22 protein-coding genes are annotated in these 21,323 nt (G+C 60.0%); all 22 read left to right on the plus strand.

Annotation, left to right across the window (positions count from 1 at the left end; all coding sequences use genetic code 11):
* Positions 1 to 3 precede the first annotated feature (3 nt).
* The gene (gene fliH, locus AB4N76_RS22075) at positions 4 to 804 is read left to right on the plus strand and encodes a flagellar assembly protein FliH (RefSeq protein ID WP_046032827.1); all 801 of its coding nucleotides are present in this window, start codon (positions 4 to 6) and stop codon (positions 802 to 804) included.
* The gene (gene fliI, locus AB4N76_RS22080) at positions 794 to 2,152 is read left to right on the plus strand and encodes a flagellar protein export ATPase FliI (protein ID WP_046032828.1); all 1,359 of its coding nucleotides are present in this window, start codon (positions 794 to 796) and stop codon (positions 2,150 to 2,152) included. Before fliH ends, fliI begins: the two co-directional genes overlap by 11 nt.
* A gap of 6 nt (positions 2,153 to 2,158) precedes the next feature.
* The gene (fliJ, locus tag AB4N76_RS22085) at positions 2,159 to 2,608 is read left to right on the plus strand and encodes a flagellar export protein FliJ (RefSeq protein WP_046032829.1); all 450 of its coding nucleotides are present in this window, start codon (positions 2,159 to 2,161) and stop codon (positions 2,606 to 2,608) included.
* A gap of 81 nt (positions 2,609 to 2,689) precedes the next feature.
* Positions 2,690 to 2,989: an STAS domain-containing protein gene (locus AB4N76_RS22090; RefSeq protein ID WP_109786412.1), complete on the plus strand. Its 300-nt coding sequence runs from the start codon at positions 2,690 to 2,692 to the stop codon at positions 2,987 to 2,989.
* A gap of 5 nt (positions 2,990 to 2,994) precedes the next feature.
* Positions 2,995 to 4,698 (plus strand): ATP-binding SpoIIE family protein phosphatase, encoded by a 1,704-nt coding sequence (locus AB4N76_RS22095; RefSeq protein WP_460163519.1) that lies wholly within the window; start codon positions 2,995 to 2,997, stop codon positions 4,696 to 4,698.
* A gap of 30 nt (positions 4,699 to 4,728) precedes the next feature.
* Positions 4,729 to 5,097 (plus strand): Hpt domain-containing protein, encoded by a 369-nt coding sequence (locus AB4N76_RS22100; RefSeq protein ID WP_046032832.1) that lies wholly within the window; start codon positions 4,729 to 4,731, stop codon positions 5,095 to 5,097.
* A gap of 84 nt (positions 5,098 to 5,181) precedes the next feature.
* Positions 5,182 to 6,561: a flagellar hook-length control protein FliK gene (locus AB4N76_RS22105; protein ID WP_460163520.1), complete on the plus strand. Its 1,380-nt coding sequence runs from the start codon at positions 5,182 to 5,184 to the stop codon at positions 6,559 to 6,561.
* Between the two features lie 223 nt (positions 6,562 to 6,784).
* On the plus strand, positions 6,785 to 7,282 hold the full coding sequence (gene fliL, locus AB4N76_RS22110; RefSeq protein WP_046032834.1) for a flagellar basal body-associated protein FliL: 498 nt from the start codon (positions 6,785 to 6,787) through the stop codon (positions 7,280 to 7,282).
* A gap of 9 nt (positions 7,283 to 7,291) precedes the next feature.
* Positions 7,292 to 8,260 carry a flagellar motor switch protein FliM gene (gene fliM / locus AB4N76_RS22115; protein ID WP_046032835.1) on the plus strand — a complete coding sequence of 323 codons (969 nt, stop codon included), beginning with the start codon at positions 7,292 to 7,294 and terminating at the stop codon, positions 8,258 to 8,260.
* A gap of 65 nt (positions 8,261 to 8,325) precedes the next feature.
* Complete coding sequence (fliN, locus tag AB4N76_RS22120) at positions 8,326 to 8,784, plus strand: flagellar motor switch protein FliN (RefSeq protein WP_046032836.1); 459 nt, start codon at positions 8,326 to 8,328, stop codon at positions 8,782 to 8,784.
* The gene (fliO, locus tag AB4N76_RS22125; protein WP_046032837.1) at positions 8,785 to 9,243 is read left to right on the plus strand and encodes a flagellar biosynthetic protein FliO; all 459 of its coding nucleotides are present in this window, start codon (positions 8,785 to 8,787) and stop codon (positions 9,241 to 9,243) included.
* Positions 9,243 to 10,001 (plus strand): flagellar type III secretion system pore protein FliP, encoded by a 759-nt coding sequence (gene fliP / locus AB4N76_RS22130; protein ID WP_027922366.1) that lies wholly within the window; start codon positions 9,243 to 9,245, stop codon positions 9,999 to 10,001. Before fliO ends, fliP begins: the two co-directional genes overlap by 1 nt.
* The gene (fliQ, locus tag AB4N76_RS22135; protein WP_007948918.1) at positions 9,998 to 10,267 is read left to right on the plus strand and encodes a flagellar biosynthesis protein FliQ; all 270 of its coding nucleotides are present in this window, start codon (positions 9,998 to 10,000) and stop codon (positions 10,265 to 10,267) included. Before fliP ends, fliQ begins: the two co-directional genes overlap by 4 nt.
* A 3-nt stretch (positions 10,268 to 10,270) precedes the next feature.
* Positions 10,271 to 11,056 carry a flagellar biosynthetic protein FliR gene (gene fliR, locus AB4N76_RS22140; RefSeq protein WP_460163521.1) on the plus strand — a complete coding sequence of 262 codons (786 nt, stop codon included), beginning with the start codon at positions 10,271 to 10,273 and terminating at the stop codon, positions 11,054 to 11,056.
* Positions 11,057 to 11,059: 3 nt separating this feature from the next.
* Positions 11,060 to 12,199: a flagellar biosynthesis protein FlhB gene (gene flhB / locus AB4N76_RS22145; RefSeq protein ID WP_046032840.1), complete on the plus strand. Its 1,140-nt coding sequence runs from the start codon at positions 11,060 to 11,062 to the stop codon at positions 12,197 to 12,199.
* 249 nt (positions 12,200 to 12,448) lie between these two features.
* Positions 12,449 to 14,578: a flagellar biosynthesis protein FlhA gene (gene flhA, locus AB4N76_RS22150; protein ID WP_046032841.1), complete on the plus strand. Its 2,130-nt coding sequence runs from the start codon at positions 12,449 to 12,451 to the stop codon at positions 14,576 to 14,578.
* Positions 14,579 to 14,589: 11 nt separating this feature from the next.
* The gene (gene flhF, locus AB4N76_RS22155) at positions 14,590 to 15,924 is read left to right on the plus strand and encodes a flagellar biosynthesis protein FlhF (RefSeq protein ID WP_046032842.1); all 1,335 of its coding nucleotides are present in this window, start codon (positions 14,590 to 14,592) and stop codon (positions 15,922 to 15,924) included.
* 116 nt (positions 15,925 to 16,040) lie between these two features.
* Positions 16,041 to 16,871 carry a flagellar synthesis regulator FleN gene (gene fleN, locus AB4N76_RS22160; protein ID WP_003222917.1) on the plus strand — a complete coding sequence of 277 codons (831 nt, stop codon included), beginning with the start codon at positions 16,041 to 16,043 and terminating at the stop codon, positions 16,869 to 16,871.
* A complete protein-coding gene (fliA, locus tag AB4N76_RS22165; protein ID WP_007894214.1) occupies positions 16,868 to 17,608 on the plus strand; it encodes an RNA polymerase sigma factor FliA in 741 nt (246 codons plus the stop codon). The genes fleN and fliA overlap by 4 nt, the downstream gene beginning before the upstream one ends.
* Positions 17,609 to 17,775: 167 nt before the next feature.
* Positions 17,776 to 18,147: a chemotaxis response regulator CheY gene (locus AB4N76_RS22170; protein ID WP_003183998.1), complete on the plus strand. Its 372-nt coding sequence runs from the start codon at positions 17,776 to 17,778 to the stop codon at positions 18,145 to 18,147.
* Between the two features lie 22 nt (positions 18,148 to 18,169).
* Positions 18,170 to 18,958, plus strand: coding sequence for a protein phosphatase CheZ (locus AB4N76_RS22175; RefSeq protein ID WP_460163522.1), 789 nt, complete (start codon positions 18,170 to 18,172; stop codon positions 18,956 to 18,958).
* A gap of 55 nt (positions 18,959 to 19,013) precedes the next feature.
* On the plus strand, positions 19,014 to 21,281 hold the full coding sequence (locus AB4N76_RS22180) for a chemotaxis protein CheA (protein WP_460163523.1): 2,268 nt from the start codon (positions 19,014 to 19,016) through the stop codon (positions 21,279 to 21,281).
* The last annotated feature ends 42 nt before the right edge of the window (positions 21,282 to 21,323 follow it).

Here is a 21,323-nt window from a genome sequence, read left to right on the forward strand (position 1 = left end):
ACTATGTCGTCCAAACATGATGAGTCCCAGACCGACCTGATTCGCGGTAAGCACGTTGCCGGTTTCGACGTCTGGGCGCTGCCCAGTTTCGACCCTTTCGTCCCGGAGCCCGAGCCAGAACCTGAGCCCGAGCCACCGGAGATGGAAGAAGTGCCGCTGGAAGAAGTCCAGCCACTGACCCTCGAAGAGCTCGAAGCCATTCGCCAGGAGGCCTACAACGAAGGCTTCGCCGTTGGCGAGAAAGAAGGTTTCCACAGCACCACGCTCAAGGTCCGTCAGGAAGCCGAAGCGGCCCTGGCGCCGAAAATCGCCGGGCTGGAGCAACTGATGGTCAACCTGTTCGAGCCCATCGCCGAGCAGGACACCCAGATTGAAAAATCGCTGGTCGACCTCGTGCAGCACATCACCAAACAGGTGATCCAGCGCGAATTGGCCATCGATTCGACACAGATCGAACACGTCATGCGTGAAGCGCTCAAGCTCCTGCCATTGGGCGTGGGTAATGTGCGCTTGTACATCAACCCGCAAGACTTCGAACAAGTCAAAGCCCTGCGCGAACGCCATGAAGAAACCTGGCGCATCGTCGAAGACGAGTCGCTGTTGCCTGGCGGTTGCCGCGTCGAGACTGAACACAGCCGCATCGATGCCACCGTCGAAACCCGCGTTGCCCAAGTCATGGCCAAGTTGCTCGATCAACTGCACGATCAGGCGTTGCACCCGTCTGCGCCGGATCTGAGCCTGGACGTTCCGGTCGACGAAAAACCTGTTGCCGAGCCGACACTGGACGACCCCGATGCGCCTTGATCGCACCAGCTTCGCCAAGCGCCTGGGCGGTTACGCCGAGGCCACGGAGCTTGCCGGCGCGCCGATCCTGGAAGGCCGTTTGTTGCGCATGGTCGGCCTGACTCTCGAAGCCGAAGGCTTGCGGGCGGCCATGGGCAGCCGCTGCATGGTCATCAACGACGACACGTATCACCCGGTGCAGGTCGAAGCCGAGGTCATGGGCTTCTCCGGCAGCAAAGTTTTCCTGATGCCGGTCGGCAGCGTTGCCGGTATTGCGCCCGGTGCCCGCGTGGTTCCCCTGGCCGATACCGGTCGCTTGCCGATGGGCATGAGCATGCTCGGGCGGGTGCTTGATGGCGCCGGCCGCGCGCTCGACGGCAAGGGCGGGATGAAAGCCGAAGACTGGGTGCCGATGGACGGCCCCACGATCAACCCGCTCAAGCGCGAGCCGATCAGCGAACCGCTGGACGTCGGCATTCGTACCATCAACGGTTTGTTGACGGTCGGTCGCGGCCAGCGGCTCGGGTTGTTCGCCGGTACCGGCGTCGGTAAGTCGGTGCTGTTGGGCATGATGACGCGCTTCACCGAGGCCGACATCATCGTCGTCGGGCTGATCGGTGAGCGGGGTCGCGAAGTTAAGGAATTCATCGAGCACATCCTCGGTGAAGAAGGGCTCAAGCGTTCCGTGGTGGTGGCGTCGCCTGCGGACGATGCACCGCTGATGCGTCTGCGCGCAGCGATGTACTGCACGCGCATCGCTGAATATTTCCGCGACAAGGGCAAGAACGTCCTGCTGCTCATGGACTCCCTGACCCGTTTTGCCCAGGCCCAGCGGGAAATCGCCCTGGCCATCGGCGAACCACCTGCCACCAAGGGGTATCCGCCGTCCGTGTTCGCCAAGTTGCCAAAACTGGTGGAGCGGGCCGGTAACGCCGAGAAGGGCGGAGGTTCGATCACCGCGTTCTACACGGTGTTGTCCGAAGGCGATGACCAGCAGGACCCGATTGCCGATGCCGCGCGAGGCGTGCTCGATGGGCACATCGTGTTGTCCCGGCGCCTGGCCGAGGAAGGGCATTACCCGGCCATCGATATCGAGGCGTCCATCAGCCGGGTCATGCCGTCCGTGGTCAGCCCGGAACACATGACCCGTGCGCAAATGTTCAAGCAATACTGGTCACGCTATCAGCAGAGTCGCGATCTGATCAGCGTCGGCGCCTATGTGCCGGGCGGCGATCGTGAAACCGACACCGCGATCTCCCTCCAGCCGGCCATGGTCACTTACCTGCGTCAGGGTTTGAACGACAACATTGGCATGGGCGCCAGCGTCAACCATCTCGCCTCCGTCTTTGCCCCGGCAGCGGGCGGCTAACCGACCATGGCCCTGAGTCGAGCCGCGCGCCTGGCGCCGGTGGTGGAAATGGCCGAAAAGGCCGAGAAAACCGCCGTCATGCGCCTCGGGCACTTTCAGGGTCAGGTTCGCGTGGCGGAAAGCAAACTCGCCGACCTCGAAGCCTTCCGCCTTGAATACCAGGAACAATGGATCGTGCGCGGCAGCAGTGGCGTTTCTGGCCAATGGCTGCTGGGCTATCAGGGCTTTCTGGCGCAACTCGGTACGGCCATCGATCAGCAGCGACAGAGCCTGAACTGGCATCAAAACAACCTGAGCAAAGCGCGCGATTCCTGGCAGCAGGCGTTCGCGCGGGTTGAAGGCTTGCGCAAACTTGTACAACGTTACATGGACGAGGCGCGGCAGTTGGAGGACAAGCGCGAGCAGAGATTGCTGGATGAGCTGTCCCAGCGCTTGCCGCGTCAGAATCCGTATTGAACAATCGCTGCGCCTTGCTCCCCTCTCTACCAAGTGCTAAACCTTGTACAGCACGCTACCCCATGACAAGGAAGCCGATAAATGTCAGTCATCTCAGAAGTGTCCAAAGATGGGCAAAAACTGACGATTTCGATCAAGGGACGATTCGATTTCGCCAAGCATCAGGAGTTTCGTGAGTCTTACGAGGACAAGGCGCTTTCGGCGGTCGTGGTCGACTTGAAAGATGCGACCTACCTCGACAGCTCCGCGCTGGGCATGTTGCTGCTGCTACGGGATCACGCCGGTGGCGACGATTCCGATATTCGCGTGGTCAACAGCAGTTCGGACGTCAGGAAGATCCTCGCCATCTCCAACTTCGACAAGCTGTTCGACATCAGTTGACTGCCATGCAGTCGCTCGCCCCCCTGACGATCCTCATCGCCGAAGACAGCGCGGCCGATCGCATGCTGCTGTCGACTATCGTCCGTCGCCAGGGCCATGAGGTGCTGACGGCTGCCAATGGCGCCGAAGCGGTCGATGCATTTCGTGAACAGCGACCGCAACTGGTCTTGATGGACGCCATGATGCCGGTGATGGACGGTTTCGAGGCGGCGCGCCAGATCAAGCTGTTGGCCGGGGAAACCCTGGTGCCGATCATCTTTCTGACGTCGCTCACCGAAAGTGAAGCCTTGGCCCGATGCCTGGAGGCCGGCGGTGACGACTTTTTGGCAAAGCCCTACAACCCGGTCATTCTCGCCGCCAAGATCAACGCGATGGACCGCTTGCGTCGTTTGCAGGCGACGGTGCTGCAACAGCGCGACCTGATCGCCAAACATCACGATTATTTGCTCAATGAGCAGCGGGTGGCGAAGGCGGTGTTCGACAAGGTGGCGCATTCCGGCTGCCTGAGTGCGCCGAACATCCGCTACCTGCAATCTCCCTATGCGCTGTTTAACGGTGATCTGCTGTTAGCGGCCTTCACCCCGGCCGGCGACATGCACGTGCTGCTGGGGGATTTCACCGGCCATGGCTTGCCGGCGGCCGTGGGCGCCATGCCGCTGGCGGAAGTGTTCTACGGCATGACCGCCAAGGGCTACGGGCTGGCCGAAACCCTGCGTGAAATGAACGCCAAGCTTAAACGCATTCTGCCGGTGGACATGTTCTGTTGCGCAACGCTGCTGTGTTTGAGTTTTCAGCGCCGCTCGGTGGAGGTCTGGAATGGCGGAATGCCGGACGGCTACCTGCATGCCATCGCCACGGGGGAGCGCAAACGATTGAAAGCGCGCCACCTGCCGCTGGGGGTGCTGAGTCCGCAAACCTTCGATGACCGCACCGAAGTGTTTCCGATGGCGGTCGGGGATCGCGTGTTCCTGCTGTCCGACGGGGTCATCGACACCTGCGATAGCCACGAACAATTGTTTGGCGTGGACCGGTTGCAGCAGGTGTTTGCCGCCAATCGCCAACCTGACCTGCTGTTTGAGGAAATCGAACAGGCCTTGCGCGATTTCGGTGGCCAGGCCCGTGATGACGTGAGCATGGTCGAGGTCAGTCTGCTGGAGGCGGCGCAACTGAGCCCGCCGGCACTGGTGTATTCCGACAGTGGTCAGTCCTGCCCGCTGGACTGGTCGGTGAGTTTCGAGTTTCGTGCGGCCACCCTCAAGCGTTTCAACCCGCTGCCATACCTCTTGCAGTTGTTGCTTGAGGTTCATGGGCTGCGGGCTCAAAGTGGCGCGCTTCACAGCGTGCTCGCCGAGCTGTATTCCAATGCCCTGGAGCACGGCGTGCTGGGGCTGGATTCAAGCCTCAAGCGTGATTCGTCGGGGTTCGCGCGCTATTATCTTCAGCGAAATGAGCGGCTGGAGGCACTGCAGGACGGCTATGTGCGGGTGCATTTGCAAGTGGTGCCCGAAGGCGAGGGCGGTCGACTGATTGTTCGGGTTGAGGACAGCGGTGTAGGTTTTGATGTGGATCGGGTGCTGGAGCGACCGCTTGATGGTATCCGTCTGTCGGGTCGTGGCATCAGTCTTATCCGCCAGTTGAGCCGTAACGCGAGCTGGTCCGACGATGGTCGAAGTGCGCGCGTGGAGTTTCTCTGGGAGGCTCTGGCATAATTCACCCATTCTTGATCAAGGAGTGAGCAAGTGGCTGACGAACATCTGGACCGAAACGTGCTGAGCGCGTTGCAAGAGGTCATGGAACAAGACTATCCCGAATTGCTGGATACGTTCCTTCGCGATTCAGAAGAGCGTTTGCTTCTGCTGAAAAAGGCTGGCGATGCCGCGCAGCTCGTGGAAACCGCCCATAGCTTCAAGGGCAGCAGCAGCAACATGGGCGCCGTTCGCCTGGCTGAGTTGTGCGGTGACCTTGAACGGCGTGCCAAGCAAGAAAGCCCCGAAGTCATTGGGAATCTGGTGGAGAAAATTGAAGCTGAATTCGCCATCGTCCGAGTGCTTTACGGGGCGGAAAAGCAACGCTCTCTGGCTGGGCTATCCAGCCACTCGACGTTTTAAACATTATTCTGGCAATTCTGGCCCGACACTTGCATGTATACCGATCAACTGTACCTACGATCCCAGTGCAGCGGAGACCGTTTTATGCCCGTTACCCCCAATTCACTTCTTCAGGCCAGCCCGGCGGCCAAGACTCCCGCCGCTTCCGCCAATACCCCGGCGGTGGCTGCCGAGCCAGGGGACAAGGCGTCCAGCTTTGCTGAGGTTTACGCCAAACAGGGTCAGGACACACCTGTTGTGGTCGCTGATAAATCGGCCAAGCCGACGACTGACAATGCGCCGCAAGACGCCGCCAAGCCTGGCGCCAGCACCGATACGGCTGCCGTCGTGGAACCTGCGGTTGCCGATAGCGGCAATTCCTTGCCCGCCGATAAACCGGCGCCGACAGATGACACGACGGCCAGCGATGACCCACTGCTGACGATTGATACGCCGGTAGCCGATGTTCCGCCGGCAGATCCGACCCTCGATCCGGCCCTCGATCCTGTCTTGATGCAAGCCGTGCAGCCGTTGGTGACTGTGCCGGTAACACCGGCACCTGCACCGGTTGTGGCGAGCGTTGCACCGAAAGTTGAAGCGCCGGTGGCTGCAGCCGTCGTTGCCGCTCCCGCGCAAGTGGCCGCTCCTCTCGCTGACAGCGGGTTCGATCCTGAAGCCGATCCACTTGATGCGCTGCCAGCCGTGCGTCTGGCCATGGAGCAAAGTGGTCACGTGTCCGCTTCCAGCCAGGCCCAGCCAAAAGCTTCCCAGGCCCAAGTCCAGGCCAACAGCGAGCCGACGTCGGCGCAGAATTTTGCCGCCGGCATGGCGAGCATGCTCGACCTGCAAGTCGATAAAGACAGCACCAGCCAAGGCGGCGAGAAAGCCTTCAGCGGTCTCATCGACGATGGCCTGAAAGACCTGACCTCCGCCAGCAGCGATACCCGTGTCGACGACTTCGCCAACCGTCTGGCGGCATTGACTCAGGCAGCCACACCCAAGACCGCCAACGCGTTGCCGGTGAATCAGCCGATCGCCATGCATCAAAGTGGCTGGACCGAAGAAGTGGTCAACCGGGTCATGTACCTCTCCAGCGCCAATCTCAAGGCGGCGGACATTCAGTTGCAACCGGCCGAACTGGGTCGCCTGGATATTCGGGTGAACATGGTTCCGGACCAGCAGACCCAGGTCACCTTCATGAGTGCCCATCCAAGCGTTCGCGAAGCGCTGGACAGCCAAATGCATCGTCTGCGTGACATGTTCTCGCAACAGGGCATGGGGCAGGTCGACGTCAATGTGTCCGATCAGTCCCGTGGCTGGCAGGGGCAGGGTCAAGAGCAGGCTCAACAGGGGCAGGGTGGACGCACCAGCGCCAGTGGCGGTCGCGTTGATTCGATGGATGAGGAGCTTTCGGCTTCCATCACTGAAGCCGCCGCCGAAACCAGCAGCGTGATCGGCTCAAGCGCGGTCGACTACTACGCCTGATCAAACGCAACAAAAACCTGTGGGAGCGGGCTTGCCCGCGATGAGGGTCTGACAGTCAAAATCTTCATTGACTGTCACACCGCTATCGCGCGCAAGCCCGCTCCCACAGTCGTTTAGGGTGGCTGAAGCTCCCGGTCCCTACTGCCTCCGACACTTCTGGCATAACACTTGCTCTTGCCTTGCCGTGCGACTGTGAAAACCCGAATAGTGACGGATTATTGGCATGGCGAAGAGCGAAGCAGCAGTAAAAGACCCCGCAACCAAAGGCAAGATCAAGCTGATCATTTTGATCGTGGTGGCCTTGCTGCTGGCGATCGGCATGTCCGTGGGGGCGACCTGGTTCTTCATGAATAGCGCCCAGAGCAAGCCTGTTGCCGCGGAACCCGCAGTGGTTGGCAAGCAGCCCGCGATCTTCGAACCCATGGCGCCGGCCTTCGTGGCCAACTACAACCAGAATGGCCGTCAGCGCTACATGCAGGTGAGCATCACCATGCAGGGGCGCAATCAGGCCGACCTGGAAGCGCTCAAGGTGCACATGCCGGTGATCCGCAACAACCTGGTCATGCTGTTCTCCGGTCAGGATTTCGCCACGCTGGCAACGCCGGTTGGTCAGGAAATGTTGCGCCAGAAGGCTACGGCCAGCGTGCAGGAAGTGGCGCAGAAAGAGCTCGGCAAAGTGGTTATCGAACAGTTGCTTTTCACTAATTTCGTACTGCAGTAGGAACACGACATGGCCGTGCAGGACCTGCTGTCCCAGGATGAGATCGATGCGCTGTTGCATGGCGTCGACGATGGTCTGGTACAGACCGATAACGTTGCTGAACCCGGCAGCGTCAAAAGCTACGACCTGACCAGCCAGGATCGCATCGTCCGCGGACGCATGCCGACCCTGGAAATGATCAACGAGCGTTTTGCCCGTTACACCCGCATCAGCATGTTCAACATGCTGCGCCGCTCGGCGGACGTTGCCGTCGGCGGTGTGCAGGTCATGAAGTTTGGCGAATACGTGCACTCGCTGTACGTACCGACCAGCCTCAACCTGGTCAAGATCAAGCCGTTGCGCGGTACCGCGCTGTTCATCCTCGACGCCAAGCTGGTGTTCAAGCTGGTGGACAACTTCTTCGGTGGCGACGGCCGTCACGCCAAGATCGAGGGGCGTGAATTCACCCCGACCGAACTGCGTGTGGTGCGCATGGTGCTGGAGCAGGCCTTCGTCGATTTGAAGGAAGCCTGGCAGGCGATCATGGAAGTGAACTTCGAGTACATCAACTCGGAAGTGAACCCGGCCATGGCCAACATCGTCGGCCCGAGCGAAGCGGTAGTGGTGTCCACGTTCCACATCGAACTCGATGGCGGTGGCGGCGACCTGCACGTCACCATGCCGTACTCGATGATCGAGCCGGTGCGTGAAATGCTCGACGCCGGTTTCCAGTCCGACCTCGACGATCAGGACGAGCGCTGGGTCAATGCCTTGCGTCAGGACGTGCTGGATGTCGACGTGCCGATCAGCGCCACGGTTGCCCGTCGCCAGTTGCGCTTGCGCGACATCCTGCACATGCAGCCGGGGGACGTTATCCCGGTCGAGATGCCGGAAGACATGATCATGCGCGCCAATGGCGTGCCGGCCTTCAAGGTCAAGATGGGCTCGCACAAAGGCAACCTCGCGTTGCAAGTGATCGAGCCGATCGAGCGCCGCTGACCGGCGCTCCACTTCCCTATTAATTGACTGCTCTTGATTGAATAGTTGCCCGCCGAGGACAAATGATGAACGACGATATGAACGCCCAGGACGACCAGGCGCTGGCTGATGAGTGGGCTGCGGCCCTGGAAGAAACCGGTGACGCCGGTCAGGACGATATCGACGCCTTGCTGGCTGCCGATACCGCTGGCTCGTCGTCCAACCGTGTGCCGATGGAAGAGTTCGGCGGCGTGGCGAAAAGCAACGATCCGGTAAGCCTGGAAGGTCCGAACCTGGACGTGATCCTGGATATCCCGGTATCGATTTCCATGGAAGTGGGCAGCACCGACATCAACATTCGTAACCTGCTGCAACTCAACCAGGGTTCGGTGATCGAGCTGGATCGTCTGGCCGGCGAGCCGCTGGACGTGCTGGTCAACGGCACATTGATCGCTCATGGCGAAGTGGTTGTGGTCAACGAGAAGTTCGGCATTCGCCTGACCGACGTGATCAGCCCAAGCGAACGCATCAAGAAGCTGCGCTAAGTGAAAAAGGTCCTGGGTTCTTTGCTGGCATTCGCGCTGGCGTTGCCGTTCAGCGTGCTGGCTGCCGAACCGGTAACGACCGCGACGGTGGCCGCAGCGCCCGCCGTCAGCAGCGGTGTGGCCGGGCAATTGACACAGTTGGTGTTCGGCTTGCTGTTGGTGCTGGGGTTGATCTTCTTCCTCGCCTGGCTGCTGCGCCGGGTCCAGCAGGCCGGGCCGGCCGGTAAAGGGCAGGTGATCGAGTTGATCGGTTCCCGTGCGCTGGGCCCGCGCGACCGTTTGATGCTGGTGCAAGTCGGTAACGAACAGATTCTGCTCGGCCTCAGCCCTGGCACCATCACTGCGCTGCATGTGCTCAAGGAGCCGGTGCAAGTGCCGGGCGGGACTGAGAAAGCGACCCCCGAGTTTGCCCAGCATCTGTTGAAGATGCTCGGCAAGGATCAGAAGGATAAGAAGTAATGGGTGCGTTACGCATCGTCTTGACGCTGGCCCTGATGCTGGCTGCACCGCTGGCGTTCGCCGCCGATCCGTTGTCGATCCCGGCGATCACCCTGGGCACCAACGCCAATGGCGCTCAGGAATATTCGGTCAGCCTGCAAATCCTGCTGATCATGACGGCGCTGAGTTTCATCCCGGCGTTCGTCATGCTGATGACCAGTTTCACCCGGATCATCATCGTCTTCTCGATCCTGCGTCAGGCCCTGGGCCTGCAGCAGACGCCCTCGAACCAGATCCTCACCGGCATGGCGCTGTTTCTGACGCTGTTCATCATGGCGCCCGTGTTTGACCGGGTGAATCAGGACGCCTTGCAGCCGTATCTGGCGGAAAAACTCACCGCCCAGGATGCTGTCGCCAAGGCTCAGGTGCCGATCAAGGATTTCATGCTGGCGCAGACGCGCAGCAGTGATCTTGAACTGTTCATGCGCCTGTCCAAGCGCACCGACATCGCTTCGCCGGATCAGGCGCCGCTGACCATTCTGGTGCCGGCGTTTGTCACCTCGGAGCTCAAGACCGCGTTCCAGATCGGCTTCATGATCTTCATTCCGTTCCTGATCATCGACCTGGTCGTGGCCAGTGTGCTGATGGCGATGGGCATGATGATGCTGTCGCCGCTGATCATTTCCCTGCCGTTCAAGATCATGCTGTTCGTGCTGGTGGATGGCTGGGCGTTGATCATCGGTACGTTGGCGAGCAGCTTCGGCGGTGTGTCGCCATGACGCCGGAAGTCGCGGTAGACATCTTTCGCGAAGCGCTGTGGCTGACCACCATGATGGTCGCCGTGCTGGTGATCCCCAGCCTGCTGGTTGGCCTGTTGGTGGCGATGTTCCAGGCCGCGACGCAGATCAACGAACAGACCCTGAGCTTCCTGCCGCGCCTGTTGGTCATGCTGGTGACGCTGATCGTTGCCGGTCCGTGGCTGGTGCAGACGTTCATGGAATACATCCTGCAGCTGTACGGCAGTATTCCTCAGGTCATTGGCTGAACCATGCCCTCGTTGTTGCAGCTGACCGACATCCAGATCAGTACCTGGGTGGCGACTTTCATGTTGCCGCTGTTTCGCATCGGGTCGTTGCTGATGGTCATGCCGGTGTTCGGTACGACGCTGGTGCCCAAGCGAGTGCGTTTGTACTTCGCGCTGGCAATCACCGTGGTGATTGCACCGGGCCTGCCACCGATGCCGCCGGTCAATGCGCTGGACCTGAGCGGGTTGCTGCTGATTGCCGAGCAGATCCTGATTGGCGCGGTGCTGGGCTTCTCCTTGCAGTTGTTTTTCCAGGCCTTCGTGATCGCCGGGCAGATCGTCTCGATTCAAATGGGCATGGGTTTCGCGTCGATGGTCGACCCCACCAACGGCGTTTCGGTGGCGGTGATCGGGCAGTTCTTCACCATGCTGGTCACGCTGCTGTTCCTGTCGATGAACGGGCATCTGGTGGTCTTCGAAATTCTCTCAGAAAGCTTCACCACGCTGCCGGTCGGTAGCGGGTTGATGGTCAATCATTTCTGGGAGCTGGCCGGCAAGCTTGGCTGGGTCCTGGGTGCCGCGTTGTTGCTGGTGCTGCCGGCGATTACGGCGCTGCTGGTGGTCAACATCGCGTTTGGCGTGATGACCCAGGCTGCGCCGCAGCTCAACATTTTCTCTATCGGTTTCCCGCTGACGCTGGTGCTCGGGCTGTTCATTGTCTGGGTCGGGCTGGCGGACATCATCAATCAGTATCAACCGCTGGCCAGCGAGGCCTTGCAGTTTTTACGCGAACTGGCACGGGCGCGCTGAGTCATGGCTGAGAGCGAAAGCGGTCAGGACAAAACAGAAGACCCCACGGAGAAACGCAAAAAGGACTCCCGGGACAAGGGTGAAATTGCGCGCTCCAAGGAGCTCAATACCCTGGCGATCATGCTCGCCGGCGCGGGCGGATTGCTGATTTTCGGCGGTGCCCTGGCGCAGGAGATGATGGAATTGATGCGGATGAACTTCACGCTGTCGCGGGAAGTCATTCTGGATCAGCGCAACATGGGGACCTTCCTGCTGCATTCAGGGCAGATTGCCCTGGTCGCGATTCAACCCGTGATGATCACCTTGTTGCTGGCTGCTTTGATTGGCCCGATTTCCCTGGGTGGCTGGTTATTTGCGGCAGGCTCGATGGCACCGAAATTCAGTCGAATGAACCCCGGTGCGGGCCTCAAGCGAATGTTTTCGGCCAAGGCTATCGTCGAGCTGCTCAAGGCGCTGGCGAAGTTTTTGATCGTGCTGTTCGTGGCGCTGGCGGTGTTGTCTTCCGATATCGACGACCTGATGCGTATCGCGCACGAACCGCTGGAGATGGCGATCATTCACAGTCTGCAAGTCGTCGGCTGGAGCACGTTGTGGATGGCCTGTGGGCTGATCATCATCGCCGCTGTCGACGTGCCGGTGCAGTTGTGGGAAAGCCACAATAAGCTGCTGATGACCAAGCAGGAGGTGCGCGACGAACACAAGGATCAGGAAGGGCGGCCGGAGGTCAAGCAGCGCATTCGCCAGTTGCAGCGCGAGATGTCGCAGCGCCGGATGATGGCAGCCATTCCCGAGGCCGATGTGGTTATCACCAACCCGACCCACTACGCCGTCGCGCTCAAGTACGACCCGGACAAAGGCAGTGCGCCGGTGCTGCTGGCCAAGGGTACTGATTTCCTGGCCTTGAAGATCCGTGAAATCGCCGTGGCCAACGAGGTGCTGCTGCTCGAATCGCCAGCCCTGGCGCGTTCGATCTATCACTCCACCGAGCTTGAGCAGGAAATTCCCGGCGGGCTGTACCTGGCGGTCGCCCAAGTCCTGGCCTACGTCTACCAGATCCGCCAGCACCGCGCAGGCAAGGGCAAGCCGCCGGAACCGCTCAAGGATGATCTGCCGATTCCACCGGATCTGCGCCGCGATTCCTGATCCCTACGCCTGTAGCAGCTGCCGAGCTTGCGAGGCTGCGTCCGGCTCGGTCCGCGCTCGGGCGAAGCAGTCGTAAGGCTTTGCGAGGACTCCGTCCTCGGACGCAGCCTCGCAGGCTCGGCAGCTGCTACAAACCCTAATAAACCCCTCTATTTACGACCTTTGCAAAAGTTGGAAGGCTTCTTGCAGTAGCCGCCCTGCGCCTGCTTCAGGCGTCAAAAGTTTGCTTTAAAGGAACGGGGAAAACCGGTGGATCGCTCTCAGTTACTCAACAGTGCCCGCACAAACGTTGCCGACTTAAGTCGGGGCAATCTGGGCGTGCCGTTGCTGCTGCTGGTCATGCTGGCCATGATGATGCTGCCGGTGCCGCCGTTCCTGCTGGACGTGTTCTTCACGTTCAACATTGCGCTGTCCATCGTCGTGTTGCTGGTCTGCGTCTACGCCTTGCGGCCGCTGGATTTTGCGGTGTTCCCGACCATTCTGCTGGTGGCGACGCTGTTGCGGCTGGCGCTGAACGTGGCCTCGACGCGAGTGGTGATGCTCCACGGCCAGGACGGTCATGCTGCCGCCGGTAAGGTGATCCAGGCCTTCGGTGAGGTGGTGATCGGCGGTAACTACGTGGTCGGTATCGTAGTGTTCGCGATTTTGATGATTATCAACTTCGTCGTGGTGACCAAGGGCGCCGGGCGGATTTCCGAGGTAAGTGCGCGATTCACCCTCGATGCGATGCCCGGCAAACAAATGGCGATCGACGCCGACCTCAATGCCGGCCTGATCGATCAGAACCAGGCCAAGCTGCGCCGGATGGAAGTCGCTCAGGAGGCCGAGTTCTACGGTTCCATGGACGGTGCCAGTAAGTTCGTGCGCGGTGACGCCATCGCCGGCCTGCTGATTCTGTTCATCAACCTGATCGGCGGCATGGCGGTTGGTATCTTCCAGCACAACATGTCATTTGCCGACGCAGGCAAGGTTTACGCGCTGCTGACCATCGGTGACGGTTTGGTGGCGCAATTGCCATCACTGCTGTTGTCCACCGCTGCGGCGATCATGGTGACCCGTGCTTCCGGTTCGGAAGACATGGGCAAGCAAATCAACCGCCAGATGTTCGCCTCGCCCAAAGCGTTGGCGGTGGCCGCTGGCTTGATGGCGGTGATGGGCCTGGTGCCCGGCATGCCGCACTTCTCGTTCTTGAGCATGGCCGCCGTCGCCGCCGGTGGTGCCTACCTGTTCTGGAAAAAACAGAACGTGGTCAAGGTTCAGGCGCTGCAAGAGGTCAAGCGTCAGCAGGAACTGCTGCCTTCGCCGGCCCGCGCCATGGAAACCAAAGAGCTTGGCTGGGATGACGTCACCCCAATCGACATGATTGGCCTTGAAGTCGGCTACCGCTTGATCCCGCTGGTGGACCGCAATCAGGGTGGTCAGTTGCTGGCGCGGATCAAGGGCGTACGCAAGAAGCTGTCCCAGGATCTGGGCTTCCTGATGCCGACCGTGCATATCCGTGACAACCTCGATCTGGCGCCGAGTGCCTATCGCCTGACGTTGATGGGGGTGATCCTGGCCGAGGCGGAGATTTATCCGGATCGCGAACTGGCGATCAACCCGGGGCAGGTTTACGGTACGCTTAATGGCATAACTGCCAAAGATCCGGCATTTGGCCTGGAGGCGGTCTGGATCGAAATCAGCCAGCGGGCCCAGGCGCAATCGCTCGGGTACACCGTGGTCGATGCCAGTACGGTCGTGGCAACCCACTTGAACCAGATTCTGTACAAGCACTCCAGCGAACTGATCGGTCACGAAGAAGTCCAGCAACTGATGCAGTTGCTGGCCAAAAGCTCGCCTAAACTGGCCGAGGAATTGGTGCCGGGCGTGGTTTCGCTGTCGCAACTGCTCAAGGTGTTGCAGGCGCTGCTGGCCGAACAGGTGCCCGTGCGCGATATTCGCAGCATCGCCGAAGCGATCGCCAACAATGCGGCCAAGAGTCAAGATACTGCCGCATTGGTGGCCGCAGTGCGCGTCGGCGTATCGCGCGCAATCGTGCAAAGCATTGTAGGCACTGACTCCGAGCTACCAGTGATCACTCTGGAGCCAAGGTTGGAACAGATATTGCTCAATAGTCTTCAGAAGGCAGGACAAGGCTCGGAAGAGGGTGTTCTGCTGGAGCCAAGCATGGCGGAGAAGCTGCAGCGCTCGTTGATCGATGCGGCGCAGCGTCAGGAAATGCAAGGTCAACCGGTGATTCTGCTGGTGGCCGGTCCGGTTCGCGCAATGTTGTCGCGATTTGGCCGACTGGCAGTCCCGGGTTTGCATGTGTTGGCTTATCAGGAAATCCCTGACAACAAGCAAGTGACCATCGTTGCGACAGTAGGGCCCAACGGCTGAGGTAGTGGTTTATGCAAGTTAAGCGTTTTTTCGCCGCCGATATGCGTCAGGCCATGAAACTGGTTCGTGATGAGCTGGGCGCCGATGCGGCCATTATTGGCAATCGCCGGATCGCCGGTGGTGTCGAGCTGACGGCTGCCCTGGATTACAAGTTGTCGGCGCTGGCCCCGCGTGTTCCGAACATGGAACTCGAGGATGAGCTGCGCAAGACCCAGTCGCGGATCGTCACCGCCCAGGCCGAACTGAGCCTGCGTGGCGATGGCGAAACTGACGGCGACAAGACCACCAATCGCCAGCTGTTCGCCGGTCTGCCGCTGACCGCCGCCGAGCCGCTGATCGAGCCGACCTACGCCGAGCCGCGTCGCGCTGCGCCAGCACCGGCACCTGCCGCGGGCGGCGTGGATCCGCGTGCGTTCGACTCGATGCGTTTCGAACTCAACAGCCTGCGCGAACTGATGGAAGTGCAGCTCGGCTCGCTGGCCTGGAATCAACTGCAAGGCAGCCGTCCGGCCCAGGCCAATCTGTGGCGTCGCCTGCAACGCATCGGCTTGTCCGGCCCGTTGTCCCGCGATTTGCTGGCGATGGTTCCCGACATCGATGAGCCCCGTCAGGCCTGGCGCATGTTGCTGGCGCACCTGGCGCGGATGATTGCCACGCCGGAAGTCGAACCACTGGAAGAGGGCGGTGTGATTGCCATGGTCGGTCCTGCCGGCATGGGCAAGACCACCACGCTGGCCAAGCTCGCGGCCCGTTACGTGCTCAAGTATGGCGCGCAGAACATCGCGCTGGTGAGCATGGACAGCTTCCGCATCGGTGCCCAGGAGCAGCTCAAGACGTTGGGGCGTATCCTCAATGTGTCGGTAACCCACGTCGACCCGGGCCAGTCCCTGGTTCAGGCACTGGAGCCGCTGCTGCGCAAACGCGTAGTGCTGATCGATACCGCGGGCCTTCAGGCCAGCGATCCGGCACTGCGCATGCAGCTTGAAAGCCTGGCCGGACGTGGCATCAAATCAAAAAATTATCTGGTATTGGCAACCACCAGCCAGAAACAGGTTCTAACAGCCGCTTATCACAGTTACAAGCGCTGCGGGCTCGCTGGCTGCATCCTGACTAAACTGGATGAAACGGCAAGTCTGGGCGAGGTGTTAAGCCTGGCGATCAGTCATGAGTTACCGGTGGCCTACCTGACTGACGGTCCGCGGATTCCGGATGATTTGCATCTGCCGCGTCGTCATCAACTGGTCAGCCGTGCCGTCAGCGTACAAATGCAGGAAGAACCCAGCGAAGAAGCCATGGCTGACATGTTCGCTGATATTTACCACAGCCCGACCAAGCAGGTTGGCTAAGGTAGTAATGAACAGTTTTTGTACCTACATCGATGGTCTGCCATGCATTGTTCCAATTGCGAACGCGCAGCCAGTAATGTGGCCTCCGTCTATGCAAGACAAGGTAAAGAAATAACATGGGCAGCATGCATCCCGTACAGGTGATCGCGGTGACCGGCGGCAAGGGTGGCGTCGGCAAGACTAACGTGTCAGTGAATTTGTCGCTGGCCCTGGCTGAGCTCGGCCGTCGCGTCATGCTGTTGGACGCTGACCTGGGCCTGGCGAACGTTGACGTCCTGCTGGGACTGACACCCAAACGTACCCTGGCCGACGTGATCGAAGGCCGCTGCGAGCTGCGCGACGTTCTGTTGCAAGGGCCGGGCGGTATTCGAATCGTTCCGGCGGCGTCCGGTACACAGAGCATGGTTCACCTGAGCCCGGCGCAACACGCCGGCCTGATCCAGGCGTTCAGTGATATTGGCGACAACCTCGACGTACTGGTCATCGACACCGCTGCAGGTATTGGTGACTCGGTAGTCAGTTTTGTTCGAGCGGCCCAGGAAGTATTGCTGGTGGTCTGCGATGAGCCCACCTCGATCACTGACGCCTACGCGCTGATCAAATTGCTCAACCGCGATTACGGCATGAACCGCTTCCGTGTCCTGGCCAACATGGCCCAGAGCCCGCAAGAAGGTCGCAACCTGTTCGCCAAGTTGACCAAAGTCACCGATCGCTTCCTCGACGTCGCCCTGCAATACGTCGGCGCGGTGCCTTACGACGAAAGTGTGCGCAAGGCCGTGCAGAAACAGCGCGCCGTGTACGAAGCCTTCCCGCGTTCCAAGTGTGCCCTGGCGTTCAAGGCCATCGCTCAGAAGGTCGATACCTGGCCGTTGCCTGCCAACCCGCGTGGGCACCTGGAGTTTTTCGTCGAGCGCCTCGTGCAACAGACCGCAGGACCCGTCCTATGACAGCCAGTGGCTACAACCTCTACAAGAAGTCGGCGCGTGACGCGCAGTACGAGCTGATCGAGCGTTACGCGCCACTGGTCAAACGCATTGCTTACCACTTGCTGGCGCGTCTGCCAGCCAGTGTGCAGGTTGAAGATTTGATTCAGGCCGGGATGATCGGCCTGCTGGAAGTATCGACCAAATACGACGCCAGCAAAGGCGCGAGTTTCGAGACGTACGCGGGCATACGAATCCGCGGCGCAATGCTCGATGAAGTGCGCAAGGGGGACTGGGCGCCACGTTCGGTCCACCGAAATACCCGCATGGTCAGTGACGCAATTCGCTCTATTGAAGCTAAAACCGGCCGTGACGCTAAAGATCACGAGGTTGCGGCCGAACTCCAATTGAGTCTCGACGATTATTACGGGATTTTGAACGACACCCTGGGCAGCCGCCTATTCAGTTTCGACGATCTGTTGCAAGACGGCGAACACGAAGGGCTGCACGAGGATGGCGCGAGTGCTCATCTCGAACCGTCACGCGATCTGGAAGATGAACGCTTCCAGGCGGCGCTGGCGGACGCGATTGCCAATTTGCCGGAGCGCGAGCGACTGGTGTTGGCGCTGTACTACGACGAAGAGTTGAATCTCAAGGAAATCGGTGAGGTCCTGGGGGTCAGCGAATCGCGGGTCAGCCAGTTACACAGCCAGTGCGCGGCCCGCTTGCGGGGGCGTTTGGGGGAGTGGCGAGCGCGCTGAAGGCAGTGTGGGGACACTGCGAACGTGGCTGGTGCGGTTTTGAACGGCACCGGTTGCGATCTGTTGTGCTCCAGACAGTCATCGAATGCATTGCCGGATTGATTGAAATGGCGCGTCCAGGTGCTGGGCGCGTTTAAGACTGCTTGGAGGTCGAATTGGACAAGAACATGAAAATCCTCATCGTTGATGACTTCTCAACGATGCGGCGGATCATAAAAAACCTGTTGCGTGACCTTGGGTTCACCAACACGGTCGAGGCCGACGATGGCACTACTGCCATTCCGGTTCTCAACAGCGGGAGCATCGACTTTCTGGTAACGGACTGGAACATGCCTGGCATGACCGGTATCGACTTGCTGCGTCACGTGCGCGCCGATGAAAAGCTCAAGCACCTGCCGGTGCTGATGGTGACCGCTGAAGCCAAGCGCGAGCAGATCATTGAAGCAGCCCAGGCCGGTGTAAACGGCTACGTGGTCAAACCCTTCACGGCCCAGGCGTTGAAAGAAAAAATCGAGAAGATTTTCGAACGCATCGGTTGATCCACTGCGCCACGGGGGAGCTATGGAGCATAAAGAATCTTCACTGGGCGATTTTGAATCGACCCTGAAAAAACACGCCGTCGAACTGGTCGCCAGCCTTGAAAAAGGCAGGTTCGGCGAAGCTGTGCAACTGATCCATGAGCTCAATCAGACCCGTGACCGCGGCCTGTATCAGGAAGTGGGCAAGCTCACTCGCGAGCTGCACAGCGCGATCGTCAACTTCCAGATTGACCCGAACATGCCGCAAGCCGAGGAAGTGTCACAGATCACGGACGCCACCGAGCGCCTGGGGTATGTGGTCAAGCTCACCGAGGCCGCGGCCAACCGCACCATGGACCTGGTGGAAAGCGCCACGCCGCTGGTCAACAACCTGAGCGAAGAAGCCCAGGCGTTGAGCACCGACTGGAGCCGGTTCATGCGTCGTGAAGTCGGGGCTGAAGAGTTTCGTGAACTGGCCCGTCGGGTCGACGGTTTTCTGACTCGCAGTATCGAAGACAACCGCATGGTGTCGAGCAACCTCAACGACATCCTGCTGGCTCAGGATTACCAGGACCTCACCGGTCAGGTCATCAAGCGTGTGACCCAATTGGTCACCGAAGTTGAAAGCAATTTGCTCAAGCTCGTACTCATGGCCAGCCAGGTAGACCGCTTTGCGGGTATCGAACATGACCGTGAATCGATGCTGGCTGAAAAAGATCCGCAAAAACATCTCTCTCAGGGTGAAGGTCCGCAGATTCATGCCGATAAAAGAGAAGACGTTGTGTCCGGTCAGGACGATGTGGACGATTTGCTATCCAGCCTGGGATTTTAGAGTTTTAGCATTCTAGGTTTTTTAGGTTTTTAAACCTGTTAGGAGCACCCCATACATGAGCTTCGGCGCCGATGAAGAGATCCTTCAGGATTTCCTGGTTGAGGCCGGCGAGATTCTAGAGCAACTGTCCGAACAGCTGGTCGAGCTTGAGAGCCGACCGGATGATGCGGACTTGCTCAATGCAATTTTTCGCGGTTTTCACACTGTAAAAGGGGGCGCCGGCTTCCTCCAGCTCAACGAGCTGGTGGAGTGCTGCCATATCGCCGAGAACGTGTTCGACATCCTGCGCAAGGGTGAGCGTCGCGTTGATTCAGAACTGATGGACGTGGTGCTCGAAGCGCTGGACGCGGTGAACAGCATGTTCAGCGAAGTCCGCGAGCGCAGCCCGATCACGGCTGCCACACCTGAATTGCTGGCAGCTCTGGCCCGACTGGCCGAGCCGCAAACGGCTGATGAAGCTGCACCGGTCGCTGAAGTGTTTGAAGCGCCTGCCGCTGAAGCCGAATCGGGCGACATCACCGATAACGAATTCGAACAACTGCTGGACTCGCTCAATGCCGTCAAGGCTCAAGCTGAGGCTCCGGCGGCTGCACCTGCACCAACGCCTTCCAGCGACGCCGCTGCGAGCGACGCCGCTGCGAGCGACGAAATCACCGATGCCGAGTTCGAGTCCTTGCTCGATCAACTGCACGGTAAAGGCCAGTTCGCTGTCGATGCCGTGGCCGCCGCGCCAGCTGCACCAGCCGCCCCGAAAGCGGCAGGCGATAGCTCCGACATTACCGACGACGAATTTGAAGCACTGCTCGACCAGTTGCACGGCAAAGGCAACTTTGCGGTGGATGCGCTGGAGTCGGCCATTGCTTCTGTGCCAGTTCCTGCTGCGCCAACTGCAGCGGCGGCGGGTGGCGATCTGATCTCCGATCACGAGTTCGAATCGCTGCTCGACGAATTGCACGGTAAAGGCAAGTTCAGCGAAGTCGGCACAGGTTCTGCTGTATCGAATGTCGCAGCACCCGTCGCCAAGGCTGCCGCACCGGCCCCGGTCGCCAAGGCGCCTGAACCGAAAGCTGAAACACCGAAACCAGCCGCCGCTGCTGCACCGGCCCCGGTCCGTGCTCCAGCCGCGCCGCCACCGGAAAAACCGGCCAGCGAAGCCGAGACCACCGTGCGGGTCGATACCGCTCGCCTCGACGAAATCATGAACATGGTGGGCGAATTGGTGCTGGTGCGTAACCGCCTGGTTCGCCTGGGTGCCAACAGTGCCGACGAGGCCATGTCCAAGGCTGTGTCGAACCTCGACGTGGTCACGGCTGACTTGCAAACCGCGGTCATGAAGACCCGGATGCAACCGATCAAGAAAGTGTTCGGGCGCTTCCCGCGCCTGGTTCGCGACCTGGCTCGCCAGCTCAAGAAAGAGATCAACCTGGAGTTGGTCGGCGAAGAAACCGACCTCGACAAGAACCTCGTCGAGGCCCTGGCCGACCCGCTGGTCCACTTGGTACGCAACGCGGTCGACCACGGCATCGAGTCGCCGGAAGAACGCGAAGCTTCGGGCAAGTCCCGTGGCGGCCGGGTGGTCCTTGCTGCCGAACAGGAAGGCGACCACATCCTGCTGTCGATTTCCGATGACGGCAAAGGCATGGACCCGAACGTCCTGCGTTCCATCGCGGTTAAACGCGGTGTGATGGACAAGGATGCGGCCGATCGCTTGAGCGATACCGAGTGCTACAACCTGATTTTTGCGCCAGGGTTCTCGACCAAAACCGAGATCTCCGACGTGTCGGGTCGTGGCGTGGGCATGGACGTGGTGAAAACCAAGATTTCCCAGCTCAACGGTTCGATCAACATTTACTCGACCAAGGGCCAGGGTTCGAAAATCGTCATCAAGGTGCCGTTGACCCTGGCGATCATGCCGACGCTGATGGTCATGCTCGGCAACCAGGCGTTTGCGTTCCCGCTGGTGAACGTCAACGAGATCTTCCACCTCGACCTGTCGACCACCAACGTGGTGGACGGCCAGGAAGTGGTGATCGTGCGAGACAAGGCGCTGCCACTGTTCTACCTCAAGCGCTGGCTGGTCAGCTCCGCCGCTCACGAAGAGCAGCGCGAAGGCCATGTGGTGATCCTTTCGGTGGGCACGCAGCGGATCGGCTTTGTCGTCGATCAACTGGTGGGCCAGGAAGAAGTGGTCATCAAGCCATTGGGCAAAATGCTCCAGGGAACCCCGGGCATGTCGGGCGCCACCATCACCGGTGACGGCCGTATTGCGCTGATTCTCGATGTTCCGAGCATGCTCAAGCGTTACGCCACACGGCGTATTTGATTCTGGTGGAGCGGGGCGACTGAGGCCCCGCTGCGTCTAACG

This window comes from Pseudomonas sp. S2_F03, from assembly GCF_054668335.1.

What these genes read in the sequence shown, in the direction of transcription:
- fliQ (WP_007948918.1), top strand. Translation starts at nt 9,998, where the DNA reads ATGACGCCGGAAGTCGCGGTAGACATCTTTCGCGAAGCGCTGTGGCTG.
- flhF (WP_046032842.1), top strand. Translation starts at nt 14,590, where the DNA reads ATGCAAGTTAAGCGTTTTTTCGCCGCCGATATGCGTCAGGCCATGAAA.
- fliR (WP_460163521.1), top strand. Translation starts at nt 10,271, where the DNA reads ATGCCCTCGTTGTTGCAGCTGACCGACATCCAGATCAGTACCTGGGTG.
- flhB (WP_046032840.1), top strand. Translation starts at nt 11,060, where the DNA reads ATGGCTGAGAGCGAAAGCGGTCAGGACAAAACAGAAGACCCCACGGAG.
- fliM (WP_046032835.1), top strand. Translation starts at nt 7,292, where the DNA reads ATGGCCGTGCAGGACCTGCTGTCCCAGGATGAGATCGATGCGCTGTTG.
- AB4N76_RS22175 (WP_460163522.1), top strand. Translation starts at nt 18,170, where the DNA reads ATGGAGCATAAAGAATCTTCACTGGGCGATTTTGAATCGACCCTGAAA.
- fleN (WP_003222917.1), top strand. Translation starts at nt 16,041, where the DNA reads ATGGGCAGCATGCATCCCGTACAGGTGATCGCGGTGACCGGCGGCAAG.
- AB4N76_RS22090 (WP_109786412.1), top strand. Translation starts at nt 2,690, where the DNA reads ATGTCAGTCATCTCAGAAGTGTCCAAAGATGGGCAAAAACTGACGATT.
- AB4N76_RS22095 (WP_460163519.1), top strand. Translation starts at nt 2,995, where the DNA reads ATGCAGTCGCTCGCCCCCCTGACGATCCTCATCGCCGAAGACAGCGCG.
- fliP (WP_027922366.1), top strand. Translation starts at nt 9,243, where the DNA reads ATGGGTGCGTTACGCATCGTCTTGACGCTGGCCCTGATGCTGGCTGCA.
- fliJ (WP_046032829.1), top strand. Translation starts at nt 2,159, where the DNA reads ATGGCCCTGAGTCGAGCCGCGCGCCTGGCGCCGGTGGTGGAAATGGCC.
- fliI (WP_046032828.1), top strand. Translation starts at nt 794, where the DNA reads ATGCGCCTTGATCGCACCAGCTTCGCCAAGCGCCTGGGCGGTTACGCC.
- AB4N76_RS22170 (WP_003183998.1), top strand. Translation starts at nt 17,776, where the DNA reads ATGAAAATCCTCATCGTTGATGACTTCTCAACGATGCGGCGGATCATA.
- fliN (WP_046032836.1), top strand. Translation starts at nt 8,326, where the DNA reads ATGAACGACGATATGAACGCCCAGGACGACCAGGCGCTGGCTGATGAG.
- fliA (WP_007894214.1), top strand. Translation starts at nt 16,868, where the DNA reads ATGACAGCCAGTGGCTACAACCTCTACAAGAAGTCGGCGCGTGACGCG.
- fliH (WP_046032827.1), top strand. Translation starts at nt 4, where the DNA reads ATGTCGTCCAAACATGATGAGTCCCAGACCGACCTGATTCGCGGTAAG.
- fliL (WP_046032834.1), top strand. Translation starts at nt 6,785, where the DNA reads ATGGCGAAGAGCGAAGCAGCAGTAAAAGACCCCGCAACCAAAGGCAAG.
- AB4N76_RS22105 (WP_460163520.1), top strand. Translation starts at nt 5,182, where the DNA reads ATGCCCGTTACCCCCAATTCACTTCTTCAGGCCAGCCCGGCGGCCAAG.
- AB4N76_RS22180 (WP_460163523.1), top strand. Translation starts at nt 19,014, where the DNA reads ATGAGCTTCGGCGCCGATGAAGAGATCCTTCAGGATTTCCTGGTTGAG.